General features: G+C 58.3%; 14 protein-coding genes. 3 read left to right on the top strand and 11 right to left on the bottom strand.

The features are described from left to right. Nucleotides 1–9: 9 nt before the first annotated feature. Genes C7386_RS11095 through C7386_RS11080 form a run of 4 tightly spaced genes read right to left on the bottom strand, consistent with a single transcriptional unit; the run spans nucleotide 10 to nucleotide 2644 of the window. Entirely contained in the window at nucleotides 10–642 is a 633-nt protein-coding gene (locus tag C7386_RS11095; RefSeq protein ID WP_110436638.1) for a DUF2953 domain-containing protein, read from the bottom strand. Nucleotides 643–648: 6 nt separating this feature from the next. Beyond that, on the bottom strand, nucleotides 649–1287 hold the full coding sequence (gene scpB / locus C7386_RS11090; RefSeq protein ID WP_252197078.1) for an SMC-Scp complex subunit ScpB: 639 nt from the start codon (nucleotides 1285–1287) through the stop codon (nucleotides 649–651). Then, the gene (locus tag C7386_RS11085) at nucleotides 1271–1984 is read right to left on the bottom strand and encodes a segregation and condensation protein A (protein WP_110436637.1); all 714 of its coding nucleotides are present in this window, start codon (nucleotides 1982–1984) and stop codon (nucleotides 1271–1273) included. The genes scpB and C7386_RS11085 overlap by 17 nt, the downstream gene beginning before the upstream one ends. A 3-nt stretch (nucleotides 1985–1987) precedes the next feature. Beyond that, nucleotides 1988–2644 (bottom strand): site-2 protease family protein, encoded by a 657-nt coding sequence (locus C7386_RS11080; protein WP_133241598.1) that lies wholly within the window; start codon nucleotides 2642–2644, stop codon nucleotides 1988–1990. A gap of 278 nt (nucleotides 2645–2922) precedes the next feature. Here C7386_RS11080 and C7386_RS11075 point away from each other — a divergent pair, with 278 nt between their 5' ends. Beyond that, nucleotides 2923–4002 carry a sensor histidine kinase gene (locus C7386_RS11075; RefSeq protein WP_116705567.1) on the top strand — a complete coding sequence of 360 codons (1080 nt, stop codon included), beginning with the start codon at nucleotides 2923–2925 and terminating at the stop codon, nucleotides 4000–4002. Beyond that, nucleotides 3999–4712 (top strand): response regulator, encoded by a 714-nt coding sequence (locus C7386_RS11070; protein ID WP_116705566.1) that lies wholly within the window; start codon nucleotides 3999–4001, stop codon nucleotides 4710–4712. Before C7386_RS11075 ends, C7386_RS11070 begins: the two co-directional genes overlap by 4 nt. 191 nt (nucleotides 4713–4903) lie before the next feature. Here the strand turns inward: C7386_RS11070 and C7386_RS11065 are convergent, their stop codons facing one another. The 4 genes from C7386_RS11065 to C7386_RS11050 all read right to left on the bottom strand — a co-directional run bounded on the left by C7386_RS11065 (nucleotide 4904) and on the right by C7386_RS11050 (nucleotide 9413). Continuing rightward, nucleotides 4904–6727: a polysaccharide deacetylase family protein gene (locus tag C7386_RS11065; RefSeq protein WP_165815538.1), complete on the bottom strand. Its 1824-nt coding sequence runs from the start codon at nucleotides 6725–6727 to the stop codon at nucleotides 4904–4906. A gap of 325 nt (nucleotides 6728–7052) precedes the next feature. Further along, nucleotides 7053–7241, bottom strand: a complete 189-nt coding sequence (locus C7386_RS11060) for a hypothetical protein (protein ID WP_110436632.1) — start codon at nucleotides 7239–7241, stop codon at nucleotides 7053–7055. Nucleotides 7242–7357: 116 nt separating this feature from the next. Beyond that, entirely contained in the window at nucleotides 7358–8275 is a 918-nt protein-coding gene (locus tag C7386_RS11055; protein WP_133241597.1) for a collagen-like domain-containing protein, read from the bottom strand. A 49-nt stretch (nucleotides 8276–8324) separates the two neighbouring features. Beyond that, a complete protein-coding gene (locus tag C7386_RS11050) occupies nucleotides 8325–9413 on the bottom strand; it encodes a tetratricopeptide repeat-containing glycosyltransferase family 2 protein (RefSeq protein WP_116705564.1) in 1089 nt (362 codons plus the stop codon). A 104-nt stretch (nucleotides 9414–9517) separates the two neighbouring features. Here C7386_RS11050 and selD point away from each other — a divergent pair, with 104 nt between their 5' ends. After that, nucleotides 9518–10555, top strand: a complete 1038-nt coding sequence (gene selD, locus C7386_RS11045; RefSeq protein WP_116705563.1) for a selenide, water dikinase SelD — start codon at nucleotides 9518–9520, stop codon at nucleotides 10553–10555. Between the two features lie 422 nt (nucleotides 10556–10977). Here the strand turns inward: selD and C7386_RS11040 are convergent, their stop codons facing one another. The 3 genes from C7386_RS11040 to C7386_RS11030 are packed head-to-tail and all read right to left on the bottom strand — an operon-like array spanning nucleotide 10978 to nucleotide 12942. Continuing rightward, entirely contained in the window at nucleotides 10978–11487 is a 510-nt protein-coding gene (locus tag C7386_RS11040; protein WP_116705562.1) for a MogA/MoaB family molybdenum cofactor biosynthesis protein, read from the bottom strand. Nucleotide 11488: 1 nt separating this feature from the next. Then, a complete protein-coding gene (locus tag C7386_RS11035; protein ID WP_110436627.1) occupies nucleotides 11489–12511 on the bottom strand; it encodes a molybdopterin-binding protein in 1023 nt (340 codons plus the stop codon). Further along, complete coding sequence (locus C7386_RS11030) at nucleotides 12508–12942, bottom strand: MOSC domain-containing protein (RefSeq protein ID WP_110436626.1); 435 nt, start codon at nucleotides 12940–12942, stop codon at nucleotides 12508–12510. The genes C7386_RS11035 and C7386_RS11030 overlap by 4 nt, the downstream gene beginning before the upstream one ends. Nucleotides 12943–12982: the final 40 nt, after the last annotated feature.

Raw genomic sequence — 12982 nt, 5'->3', positions numbered from 1 at the left:
TTTAACTGATTATTTGAAATATTTCTTGTACAGCTTATACATTGGCTTGCCATGCCGCAGCAGCACTCTGACGAGCGATATCGGCCGTATCGAGCAGTTTACGGTAAATGCCCACTCGGTATGGTCAGCGTTGAAGTCCGCGTCCGCGCTGACATGGTAATCCTGCATATCGAAAGTATTCTCTAGGAACGGAACAATGATTCCGCAGAGCGCCGCAGTCTGCCCGAGCAGAATGCCGGTCTGCGCCGCATCGTCTGTGCCGATAACTACGCGCGCCCGCAGTCTGCTGATGCGCAGGCGGTCGGTCAGGTCGCTGAGGAAATCGCGCACCGTGCCTGCGATCTCACCGACATCCAGTCCGTCCTTCGGCAGCGAGAGACCGGACTTGCCGCTCTTTTTCTTCTCACTTTCCTCGGATTTCTTCTGCTCCGCTTCCGTTTCCTCTTTTTTCTTTTTCAGGTGGCGCGGTCTCGGGTACAGCGGAATGCGAACCGGCCCATACCGTGCCTCCACGCTCACCTCGCCGGTCACGCCGACGGCTTCAATGCCTGCCCGAATGTTCAGCAGCACCAGCACAATCACCAATGCCAGCAGTACAATTCCAAGCAGAATGCCTAAAATCCAGAGTAAAACCGTTCTCATAGGCGGTCACTCCGTTTCCGGCGGCACAGGCTCGCCGTTCAAGAAGCGCAGCTGCTCGCCGGGCGGTGTCTCGTGCAGCGTGCCATCCATGTTCAGCTCCATCTGCTCGTTTTCTTCAAGCGCGGGCAGCGCCGGAAGGTCCTCGATGCTTGCCAGTGAAAAGCTGCGCAGGAACTGGTCGGTCGTGCGGAACAGCATGGGCTTTCCGGGCACGTCCAGCCGTCCGGCCTCCTCGATGAGCCCCTTTTCCGCCAGACTGCTCACCGTGTTCGATGAATCGACACCTCTCAGCTGGTCGATGAACGCGCGCGTTACCGGCTGGCGGTATGCGATGATGGTCAGCACCTCAAGCGCCGCAAGCGACAGCGCAGGCGGTCTGCGCGATTCGGTCACACGGCGCACATACGGCCCGTACATCGGCCGGGACGCCAGCTGCAGCTTGTCCTCGATACGCAGCAGCATGATGCCGCGGTTCTCGAAGTCGTAGCGGTTCTCAAGTGCAGCCGCCGCGTCCAGCAGCTCCGCCGGTGCGACCTCGAGCGCCGCGGACAGCCGTTCAATGGTAACCGCATCGCCTGCCGCGAACAGCACAGCCTCCAGTCCGGCCTCGAGCGCCGTCATGCTGCCGTTATTTTGTGTTGTCATTTGTCAGCATCAGCTCCATCTCCTCGCCGTCCCCTTCCAAACGGATTCGGCGGGTCTTGGATAATTCCAGCACAGCCAGAAAGGTAGCCACAATCTCCGAACGGTTTCTCGCATCGTCGAACAGCCGCATAAACGGCACGCGCATCCGGTACAGAAAGCGCTTGAGGATTGCGGTGACGCGTCCCTCTACCGGTGCAGGCTCCCGCCCGACAATGCCCTGAAACGAGGTCACCGGCGGCGGCAGTCTCCGCTTGGTGCGGCGCAGCATTTTGTTTGCCGCGCGGATGAGATCGTTTACCGTGTGGTGATACTCCACCGGCGCATCATCCTGCCGTTCGGGCGGTTTGACGTAGATATCACGACCGGTTTCGTTCTTTTCCGCAAAAAACGCAGTCGCGCTCTTGAGTCTCTGGTACTCGAGCAGCATCTCGACCAAACCCGCTCGCGGGTCCTCCCCGTCCTCGTTCTCCTCGTGCTTCGGCAGCAGCATCCTGGACTTGATGTACACCAGCTGCGCCGCCATTGCGATGAAGTCACCGGCAACGTCCAGATCCATGTGCTCGGCCTCGTGCAGAACCGCCATGTACTGCTCAAGGATTTCCGCGATGGGGATATCGTAAATGCTCACCTTGTTTTTGGAAATCAGGTGCAGCAGCAGGTCAAGCGGCCCGTCAAAGTTGTCTAAATGAAAATCCATAGCTTACAGAAACAGGCTGACGAAGTTTACCGCCAGCATGAGAACGCCGTTGCCGACCCAGTCCATAATGCCGTCCAGCCAGCCGAACCAGAGCGCCGCGATAAACACGAAAAAGATGATATTCTGGTACTTCTGCAGCTTGAGTGACCACGAAAACGGCATAAATGCGTCAACGACGCGCGAGCCGTCCAGCGGGTGCACCGGAACGAGATTAAACACACCCAGACCGACCGACATGCTCGCAACGATGAGCAGGAACTGCGACAGCGACCACAGGAACGTATTCGTCATGTTCATGCGCACCACAAAATACAGGCAGTACGCGATAAAGGCGGTGATAAAGTTGGATACCGGACCGGCAAGCGCAGTCAGCGCCATGCCCCAGCGTCTGTTCCTGAAATTGGCGATATTGACCGGCACCGGACGCGCCCAGCCGAAGCCGAACAGCAGCAGGCACAGGAAACCGATCGGGTCGATATGCGCCATCGGCGACAGCGTTACGCGGCCGGAATCACGCGCGGTACGGTCGCCGAGCAGATAGGCAGCACCGCCGTGCGCAGTCTCGTGGATGGACAGGCACAGCACGATCGCGGGCAGCGAAAGCGCCAGTGTGATAAATGCGGAGCGGATATCGCCGCTCATCAAAGCTCTCCAAAGCAAGCTGTTTCCTCCATTATTGCAGTGATTCTGATTCTATATTACCCTATAATGGATTATTATAACACGGATAGAGGTTGTTGTCACCCGAATATTTGTTCTGTACAACATTCGGCGGGATTTTGTCGTTTCATTGCGGGGCGGGGCCCCGCCTTGCATGATAACTTACCGAATGGATAATATCTTTGCTGCATAATTATCTACTCGGTAAGTTTTAGCAGCACATTAACGGATTATCTGCTATAATTAACTTGTACATTTATGCACTTGGAGGATTCGACATGAAACAACAGGACGGGAAACCGCGTTTATTCTCGTTTACGCTGCGGGATTTCCTTATTTTCGCGGCGATATTTATCTGTGCACTGGTACTCTGCACCTTGCTGCGCCGCTCGGACATCAGCGACGGCTTCGCCTCTCCGGTATTTGTTCTCGCAGTGCTGCTCACCTCGCGCTTCACAAACGGATACCTGTTCGGCACGCTTGCCGCATTCCTGAGCGTTATCGGCATCAACTACATCTTCACCTTTCCCTACTGGGAATTCAACTTCACGATGACCGGCTATCCGCTGACGTTTTTCGTCATGCTGTGCGTATCGCTCGTCACCTGCACGATGACCACCAAGATCAAGCAGCAGGAGCAGTTCCGCATGGAGAGCGAGCGCGAGAAAATGCGTGCCAACCTGCTCCGCTCGGTCTCGCACGACATCCGCACGCCGCTGACCTCCATCATCGGTTCAACCTCGGCCATTCTGGAAACGCCCGACCTGTCTCTCGAACAGCAGCATCAGCTGCTCGAGGACGTGCGCGATGACGCGCAGTGGCTGGTCCGCGTGGTGGAAAACCTGCTGTCCATCACCCGCATGGGCGAGGACACCCGGATCACCAAGCAGCCTGAGGCCGCCGAGGAGGTGCTCGGCGAGGTCGCCCGCAAATTCCGCAAGCACTATCCCGACGTCAAGATATCGGTGGCTGTGCCGGATGAGCTGCTCATCGTGCCGATGGATGCGATCCTCATTGAGCAGGTCATGACCAATCTGCTTGAAAACGCCGTTCGGCACGGCAAAAACACCACCCATATTGCGCTCTCTGTGCATCAGGAGGGCGAAAACGCCGTCTTTGCCGTGCAGGACAACGGCGGCGGCATCCCGCCCAAGCTGCTGCCCGTGCTGTTCAGCGGAACGCTGCGCCACAGCGACACGCCCACCGGAGACGGCAAGCGCAATATGGGGCTGGGACTTTCTGTATGCAACGCCATTGTCCGCGCACACGGCGGCACAATGCACGCACAAAATAGGGACGGCGGTGCGGAATTCATCTTCTGCCTGCCGATGATAGAAAAGGAGCCGGAACTGCAATGAACATTCGAGAAAAAATACTCATCGTGGAGGACGAAAAGAGCATTGCGCACTTTATCTCCACTATTTTGAACTCCAACGACTACGAAACGCTGCTGGCCCGCTCGGGCAGCGAGGCGAAGACCATGATCTCCTCGCACTGTCCGGATCTGGTCATCCTCGATCTCGGTCTGCCGGACATGGACGGCATTGACGTCCTGCGCGAGCTGCGCTCGTGGTCGAACCTGCCGGTGGTGGTGGTTTCCGCCCGCTCGCATGAGCACGACAAGGTGCAGGCACTTGATCTCGGCGCGGACGACTACCTGACCAAGCCGTTCGGCACCGCCGAGCTGCTCGCACGCGTGCGCACCGCCATCCGCCACACGAGAACCACCTCCGCGAACAGCGAAATCGCCCGCGAGGGCACCTACACGGTCGGTGAAATGACCATCGACTATAACAAGCATCAGGTGCTCGTCCGCGGCGAGAATGTCCATCTCACGCTCAGCGAGTTCCGTATCGTTGCGCTGCTCGGCAAGTTTGCCGGCAAGGTGCTTACCTACGATTACATCATCAAGGAGCTTTGGGGACCGCGAGCCGGCGGTGACAACCAGATCCTGCGCGTCAATATGGCAAATATCCGCCGCAAGATCGAAAAAAATCCTGCCGAACCGGAGTACCTGTTTACCGAGGTCGGCGTGGGATATCGTATGGCAGAGAATACGGATAATTGAGAATGGAGAATGGAAAATGGAGAATGTCGCTATCCTTGCGCGAGTTCCGTCCGCGCTGCGACGTGGTACCGCGCTACGCGCGATGATTAAATAACGGCGCTATGCGCCGAACCATAATTCTCAATCCTACATTATCAATTCTCCATTCCTAAACAAAAAATCCCGAACCGTTTGGTTCGGGATTTCTTTGTTTAGGTAAACTCCGTCGGCGAATAGCTGCCGTCCGCGATCTGCTGCGCGACTTCGTCGCTCAGTGCGTTATACACAACGCCCGGCTCCAGCGTGATGCCGTGAATTGCGGCAAGCTGAGAGACCGTTACAAACGCGTAGGTCTTATCCGTGCGGCTCTGCAGCTCGTCGATCGCTGCCAGCGCACCCCGAACCGAGGTCTCATACAGGTCGTGCATCAGGACAACATCGCCGTCCTGCGCCTGCTCCACGATGACCTTCTTCACATGATCGGCATCGCGGTACTTCCAGTCCTCGGTGTCCACGCTCCAGTTGATGATCGGATAGCCAAGCTCTGCGGCTACCGCCTTGACATCCGAGTTGACGCCGCCGCCTACCGGACGCAGCACCTGCGGTGCCTGCCCCGCAATATCCTTGATCGCATTGGTCGCATCGTCAATCTGGCTGCGGATGTCATCCGTGCCGAGGCCGGTCAGGTGGCACATCGGATGATTCATGGTGTGGTTGCCCAGCTCATGGCCTTCGTTTACCATGCGCGGCAGCACATCCGATACCTCGGAGACACGCTCGCCGACCATCAAAAACGTAGCAACTGCGCCGCGCTGCTTGAGGCCGTCCAGCAGATAGTTGGTCAGACCGTTCGGATAGCCGTCCTTTTTGCCGGTCGGACCGTCGTCAAACGTCAGCGCGATATAAACATCGGCCTCCGGAATATCGCCGTCCACGGCATCGCCCAGCTTATCCTTCATGTTCTTGAGGTATGCCTTCTGGCTGTCAAAGCCGTCAAGCGTTACGCCGGTGAACGAGAATACGCCGTCACCGAGATCGGTATACGTCTTGCCAAGGATCGCCGCAAGCACCTGCGGAGAAACGTAAAAACGGTTCTTGTCCTGATCCGTGTAGGTGGAGAAGCCATTGCCGGAGGCACGCTTGCCGTCCACCTTGGTCTTGCCGTCGTCCGCATCCACGGTCGCGGTGGATTCACCGCAGGTGACATTCCATGCGCCCTTGCCATCGTCCTCCGCCTTGCCGCCGAGCGCGGTCATCGCGGCCTTGAGCGGGATATACGCCGTGCCGTCCTGATCGAGCACGCCTGCACCCAGCTTTTTGCCTTCTTCCACCATGTGCTTGGTGCTGCCTTCATAGAGCAGCTGATCCGAGCCGGTTCGCATAACGATGCTGCCGCTCATCACCTGTCCCTCGGCCGGGCCGAGCACCTCGAGCGCCTTATCCGTAATTTCACCGATTTTCTTGTCGGTCAGCGCTTTTTTTGCCTGACTGATGATGATCAGATCGCCGTTTTCGGCGGCAACCTCACCGGTCTGCCACGAAAGCGCCTGACAGATATCCTTGACCGGCGCATAAACCACGCCGTTCTTCTCCACCGGTGCGGAGGCGAAGGTTTCGGTCGCGTCACCGACCTGCAGGTTTGTATCACTGAGCTTAATTGTCAGCACGGTCTTTTTGAGCGTGATCGTGCCGGATTTAGCGTTCTCGTCCCAGCTTAGTTCCAATCCGAGGTTATCGCACAGCGAGCTGATGGACGCCATGCCGTTGCCCTGACTGTCACGGTAGGGCGCAGTGTCAACCTGTATCGCCTTGCCGTTCTTATATGCATTCGTGTTGCCCACCTGATACACCAGCACGTTGTTGCTGCTGACTACGTTTCCGACAATCGAACGGATCGCCCGCACACCGAAGAAAATGACCGCAATGATCAGAATGATCAGGGCAAACAGTACACCGTAGTGACTGTTGCGCCGTCTGCGTCTGCGCCTTCTTCTATGCGGGCTGCGCGGCGCCTGCCGCGCCGATTCATATGCCATTTTTGTCATCCTTCCTATCCTTTTTTATAACATATGCTGCTAAGATATAAGTATACCACCTTTCGACATAAAGCGAGGTTACAGTTCTGTTACTTTTTACAGCTTCCGCCCGCACTTTTTCTGTCCTTTTCTGACGACAGACTTACGGCAACACCGCACAATTAAAGCAGCGGTTCCTTGCGCGAGTTCCGTCCGCGCTGCCGCGGCTCCTTGCGCGAGTTCCGTCCGCGCTGCCGCGGCTCCTTGCGCGAGTTCCGTCCGCGCTGCCGAGGTTTCACGCAAAATTTGCTCGCAAATCGCTCTTGTTCAATTATGCGGTATTGCCTTACAAATCCTCGCCTGCACTCCAGTTGACAAGATGAGGCGACTTTTTCGGCTGCACAGATGCCGGGTCGGGCACCTTTACACCGAAGAAATCATACCACTGACCGCACTGCTCGCACTGCCAAGCCGTTGCTTCGGTTTCGTCCATGATGAAAATCTCGTTTCCGCATTCACAATTCAGAATTGTCATTATACTTCCTGCTTTCCTGCTGTTGTATTTCTGCTATCAGTATAGCATAAGCCGCGCATAAAGTCGAATGCCGGCGCAAAGAAAAAAGGGAGTGTTTCCACTCCCTTTCTATGCGGTTACGGCAGCCTGAGCAGTCCCGCCTCGCGCAGACTGTTGAGCAGCTCGTTGAACCGTGCAACGATGTCGTCCGCACCGGTTGCGTCTGCTACCGATGCCGCTGCTTCCGGACTTGCACCGGCGGGACCGATCGGGCCGGTCGGGCCGGTTGGACCAACTGCGCCTGCTTCACCTGCCGGGCCGGTCGGGCCGGTAGCACCAACTGCGCCCGCTTCACCTGCGGGGCCGGTCGGGCCGGTAGCGCCGACTGCGCCTGCTTCTCCTGCCGGGCCGGTCGGGCCGGTTGGGCCAACTGCGCCTGCTTCTCCTGCCGGGCCGGTCGGGCCAACTGCGCCTGCTTCACCCACGGGGCCTGTCGGGCCGACTGCGCCTGCTTCACCTGCGGGGCCGGTCGGGCCGGTTGGACCAACTGCGCCTGCTTCACCTGCGGGGCCGGTCGGGCCGGTTGGGCCAACTGCACCTGCTTCTCCTGCCGGGCCGGTCGGGCCGGTAGCACCAACTGCGCCCGCTTCACCTGCGGGGCCGGTCGGGCCGGTTGGGCCAACTGCGCCCGCATCACCTGCGGGGCCGGTCGGGCCGGTTGGGCCGACTGCGCCTGCTTCACCTGCGGGGCCGGTCGGGCCGGTAGCACCGACTGTGCCCGCTTCACCTGCGGGGCCGGTCGGGCCGGTTGGGCCGATGGGTCCCGGGAAGCCCGGCGGTCCCGGAGGACCCGGAATGCCTCTCGGCCCCATTGGCCCCATCGGTCCCCTTTCTCCTCGCGGTCCGCGCGGACCCGGAGGACCGGGAGGTCCGGGAGGTCCGGGAGGTCCCATCGCATCCGGTCGGCCGTTGCCCATCACCGCATCGCACACGCGCTCCTGCCAGCGTTCGCTCGGGCGTTCCCAGTTGCCGCAGCAGTCCTGTCGATCGTTCATGTCGTTCTTCCCTTCCTTCCGATTTGCCGGAAATCTCCGGCAGTTCAATCTATGCCGAAGGCGGCTTTGCGGTGAGACCCTGCGCGGCAAAATACCGTCGGTTGTACGCCACCGCCGCCGACTGCGGACGCACAAGTGCTGCCCTTTCGTTCCAGGCACAGGCTTGCTTTGGGTCTCCCAATTTGTCCCAGCAGACGCACAGGCCGAGTGCCGGCACATAAGCACAAGCGTTCACATCAACAAAGCCGCGCGGCGCTGTGCTTGCGGCTCGAATGGCGGTTTCGTACCAGAACACCGCCTGTCTTGCGCGGTTATCCGCGTATTCGAGGGCTGCAAGCGCACAGCACACGGCACTGCGCGGCACCTCCAGTGCAAATGAGCGGGTCAGTGCCCGCTTTGCCTGCTCGCGCTCTCCGAGGGCGGTCAGCGCCTGCGACAGACCAAGGCACGCATCTATTTTGTTCTCTGCCCAGCCGTCCGGCATCGCAAGGAAGGCTTCAAACGCTTCGACCGCCTGTGCGTACCGTTTATGCGCCAGCAGCTCTCGCGCGTAATAATAGCTGCCGCGTGCATCCAGCTTTTCCCCCTTAGCGAGCAGGTTTTCGTAGATTTTCAGGTTGCGGTCGGAGTACGCGCACGGCGGCTTGCGGTGTGTCACCGCCGCGTCTCCGTACCGGATATTCCCGCGCGGCGCGATGCACTCGTGCACCGCACCCTGCCATCGAAAATGCGCAGACGTTTTCAGCAGCCGCTCACGGTAACAGAAAAACGTCGGTCTGCCCTGTTCATCAAAGCCGGTGTGGTACGGCAGCATGACGACATCGGCTGTGCCGTCCAGCTCCGCTTTGAGCGCAAGCAATTTCTGACGATCGGACGGCAGAAGCACATCATCCGCATCCAGCCACAGCGTATAGTCCATGCGCGCCTGCGCAAACGAAAAATTGCGTGCAGCGGAGAAATCATCGCACCACGGAAACGCCTGCACAGTGCCGTATTTTTGGGCAATTTCCCGCGTTTTGTCGGTCGATCCGGTGTCCGTGATGCAAATTTCATCCGCAATGCCGCGCACGCTGTCCAGACACCGCGCGAGCACCTTCTCCTCATTGCGTACGATCATGCAAAGGCTGACGGTCGTCATAGCATCCCTCCCAACCAGTCTATGCAAGGCGAATGAAGGTTGCTAATCTGCACGGATTTTGGTACAATAAGAAGAGTAAATCATGGAAACGGAGAGATTTTTCGATGGAGACCGAAGTAAAGCTGACCAAACTTGCAGGCTGCGCCGGCTGCGGCGCAAAAGTCGGCGCCGGAACGCTCGTACACCTGCTTGAAGGCTTTCGCACGCATACCGACCCGCGTTTGATCGTCGGCTATGACAAGAGCGATGACGCAAGCGTGTATGTGCTCGACGAGAACACCGCGCTCGTGCAGACAACCGACTTCTTCCCGCCCATCGTGGACGATCCGTTCCTGTACGGGCAGATCGCTGCTGCCAACGCGCTCAGCGACGTGTACGCCATGGGTGGTGAGCCCAAGCTCGCGCTCAACATCATGTGTCTGGCGCAGAGCATGGACGATCATGCGGTGCAGGAAATCCTGCGCGGCGGCTACGACAAGGCCTACGAGGCCGGCGCGATCATCACGGGCGGCCACACCATTCAGGGTGCCGAGCCGATTTACGGACTGGCGGTTTCGGGCTTCGTGCATCCGAAAAAGGTGCTCACCAACAGCGGTGCAAAGCCGGGTGATGTGCTGATCCTGACTAAACCGCTCGGCGTTGGCGTGCTGACCACAGCAGCAAAAGCGGATCTGGTTGAAAAGTCCGTGCTTGACCGCATCTACCGCCAGATGGCTGCGCTCAACAAGTCCGCGCGTGACGTGATGGTGAAATATCCGGTGCACAGCTGCACGGATGTCACCGGTTTTTCGCTGCTCGGCCACAGCTTTGAGATGGCACAGGGCAGCGGCGTTTCCGTGCACCTTCGCGCGGACGACGTACCCTATCATGCAGAAGCATACCCGCTGGCAGAGATGGGGCTGATTCCGGCAGGCGCGTACCGCAACCGGCAGTATGCGGAAGCCGGCGTATGTGTCAAGGGTAAGGTTTCGCGCACCCTGCAGGATTTGTTTTACGACCCGCAGACCAGCGGCGGCCTGCTGTTTGCCCTGCCGGAGCAGGACGCGCAAGGCTGTCTGGATGAACTGCAGCAGAGCGTGCCGGAGGCGAAGATCGTCGGGTATGTTACCGAGAAACAGGAGTTTTCGATTTATTTGGAGTAAATATAAATTGAGGATGGAGAATTGAGAATGGAAAATTAACGCGGTGGTTGACCGGTTTCTTTTGAAATTGAACCCAATCAAAAAACACCCCGAACCACAGGTTCGGGGTCAGTCTGTCGAAAAAGTCGTATAGTCAGCAGTTTTCAGTATTTCGCGCGGCAGCGCGCATAAAATAGCATTTGCTCTGCAAATGCTCAAAAAGGGGGAGCATGTATCACCATTTTTGAACTTCTGGAGGGAGAAAGTTTCTGTATAGGAACTTTCGGACGACTTTGGAACGGCCCACGGTCCGTTCCTGCTTGTCGGCGAAACTGTAGTTTCGCGACAGCCTCACCCCGAACCACAGGTTCGGGGTGTTTTCTATTCGGAGCAGAAACTGAAATCTGACATTTCATTCTCCATCCTCCATTTTCAATTCTCCATTATTCTTTCCCGCCCTGCAGGATATAAATCCCATGCTCAACGGGTTCGAGCACGGCCTGCAGATTTTCGCACGCACCCTTGGGACTGCCCGGCAGATTGATGATCAGGCTCGTGCCGCGAATGCCCGCTGCCGCGCGCGACAGACACGCCTTCGGCGTAATCTGCATGGACGCTGCCCGCATGGTCTCCGGGATACCCGGCGCGAGCTTTTCGCAGACCTTGATGGTCGCCTCCGGCGTTACATCGCGCGGTGCAAAGCCGGTGCCGCCGGTGGTGACGATGAGTGCGAGCTTCTCCTCGTCGGCGGCATGGATGAGCGCGGACTCGATACGCGGCTGCTCGTCCGGCAGCACCTCGACCGCACCGACCGCGTAGCCTGCCCGCTCGAGCAGATTCTTGACGGCAGGGCCGCTCAAATCCTCCCGCTCACCGCGGAACGACCGGTCGCTGACTGTAATAACTTTAGCAGTCAGTGGGCGAACACTGTTCGCCCCTACGGAACACGACATATCACACACCTCCGAAGCCGCAGTGCGGGTAGGTGCAGACCTCACAGCCGAGACACAGACCGCCTTCTCCGAGCGCAACAAAGTCGCGCCTAGTCAGCCGCACGCCCGCCGCGATGCGCGGCAGAACCAGATCAAAAATGGTGGCCTTGGCGTACATGACGCATCCAGGCAGACCCATCACCGGACGGCCGTCCGCGTAGTAGCCCAGAAGGAACATGGCGCCCGGGAGCACCGGCGCGCCGTAGGTGACGATATCCGCGCCGCTCTGTTTGATCGCACCCGGCGTGGAATCGTCCGGATCGACGCTCATGCCGCCCGTGCACAGGATCATATCGACCGGCTTGTTTTTCATCTGCTCGATGGCCGCCGCAACGTTCTCTATGCCGTCCTCGACCAGAACGTGCTCGGTCATTCTGATGCCGAGTGCAGCCAGCTTTCGTTCTACAACCGGCGTAAAGCTGTCCGGAATACGGCCCTTTGCGACCTCGCTGCCGGTAGTGACAACGGCTGCTGTTTTCAGCGTAAACGGACGGACTTCCAGAATCGGCATGCCGCCCGCTGCCTGCTCAGCCTGCCGCAGCTTCTCCTCCCTGATTATAAGTGGAATCACGCGCGTGCCGCACAGCTTATCACCCGGATGGACGATGCCGTTGCCGCGTCTGGTGGCGATCATGATTTCGTCAATGCTGTTGACCGCGTTCAGTCGTTCGGTATCGACCAGAAAAACGCCGTCAATGTCCGAAGAAAGCTCGATTTTGCCCTCTTTTGTCTCGCTTTTACGCATATTGGTATTCTGACAGAGCGCACACAGCCGCTCTGCCGCGTCATTCTCGTGCAGAAAACCCGGCTGCAGCTCCCAGACGTAAAGCTGCTCCTTACCCATCGAAAGCAGCACCGGAATGTCCTCCGCGGTGACGATGTGGCCCTTGCAGAAGCGCGGCCCCTTGCTCACGCCCGGGATGATCTGCGTCATGTCGTGGCACAGAACATGGCCGACCGCGTCCTCGGTTTTGATACATTTCATGGCTTTTCCTCCTCGATCTCGTCACCGGCGGTGATCGTACCGCCCGTCAGCACAATGGTAAAAATGCCGTCGGTCGGCATGACGCATTTGCCCGTCAGACGGCGGATTTCACAGTCATTATGGCATTTCTTGCCGATCTGGGTCACCTGCAGACGCGTTTTTCCCACGCGGAGCACCGTACCGACCGGTAAATGCTTGAGGTCAATCCCTTCGGTGAGGATGTTCTCCGCAAAGTCGCCCGCATGAAGCGTCAGACCGGTTCGGCGCATTTCGTCCACGCTCTCCTGCGCCAAAAGGCTGATCTGGCGGTGCCAGCTGCCCGCGTGCGCGTCACCGATGATGCCGTGGTTTTCTTTCACTGTGATACGCTCCACCGGGTGCTTTTTTGTTCCTTTATGTTCACTAATACAAACTGCTGTTACTTTTGCCATATTATCCTTTCTTATCTGTTGCAATAATTGAGAATTGAAA

It is taken from the genome of Agathobaculum butyriciproducens (assembly GCA_003096535.1).
Classification (GTDB): domain Bacteria; phylum Bacillota; class Clostridia; order Oscillospirales; family Butyricicoccaceae; genus Agathobaculum; species Agathobaculum butyriciproducens.
The sequence above is the reverse complement of the archived record's forward strand: the minus strand, read 5'-3'. Positions and strand labels throughout refer to the sequence as shown.

Coding starts and splice junctions, on each gene's coding strand:
- C7386_RS11095 (WP_110436638.1), bottom strand. CDS start 642: ATGAGAACGGTTTTACTCTGGATTTTAGGCATTCTGCTTGGAATTGTA.
- scpB (WP_252197078.1), bottom strand. CDS start 1,287: ATGACAACACAAAATAACGGCAGCATGACGGCGCTCGAGGCCGGACTG.
- C7386_RS11085 (WP_110436637.1), bottom strand. CDS start 1,984: ATGGATTTTCATTTAGACAACTTTGACGGGCCGCTTGACCTGCTGCTG.
- C7386_RS11075 (WP_116705567.1), top strand. CDS start 2,923: ATGAAACAACAGGACGGGAAACCGCGTTTATTCTCGTTTACGCTGCGG.
- C7386_RS11070 (WP_116705566.1), top strand. CDS start 3,999: ATGAACATTCGAGAAAAAATACTCATCGTGGAGGACGAAAAGAGCATT.
- C7386_RS11065 (WP_165815538.1), bottom strand. CDS start 6,727: ATGGCATATGAATCGGCGCGGCAGGCGCCGCGCAGCCCGCATAGAAGA.
- C7386_RS11060 (WP_110436632.1), bottom strand. CDS start 7,241: ATGACAATTCTGAATTGTGAATGCGGAAACGAGATTTTCATCATGGAC.
- C7386_RS11055 (WP_133241597.1), bottom strand. CDS start 8,275: ATGAACGATCGACAGGACTGCTGCGGCAACTGGGAACGCCCGAGCGAA.
- C7386_RS11050 (WP_116705564.1), bottom strand. CDS start 9,413: ATGACGACCGTCAGCCTTTGCATGATCGTACGCAATGAGGAGAAGGTG.
- selD (WP_116705563.1), top strand. CDS start 9,518: ATGGAGACCGAAGTAAAGCTGACCAAACTTGCAGGCTGCGCCGGCTGC.
- C7386_RS11040 (WP_116705562.1), bottom strand. CDS start 11,487: ATGTCGTGTTCCGTAGGGGCGAACAGTGTTCGCCCACTGACTGCTAAA.
- C7386_RS11035 (WP_110436627.1), bottom strand. CDS start 12,511: ATGAAATGTATCAAAACCGAGGACGCGGTCGGCCATGTTCTGTGCCAC.
- C7386_RS11030 (WP_110436626.1), bottom strand. CDS start 12,942: ATGGCAAAAGTAACAGCAGTTTGTATTAGTGAACATAAAGGAACAAAA.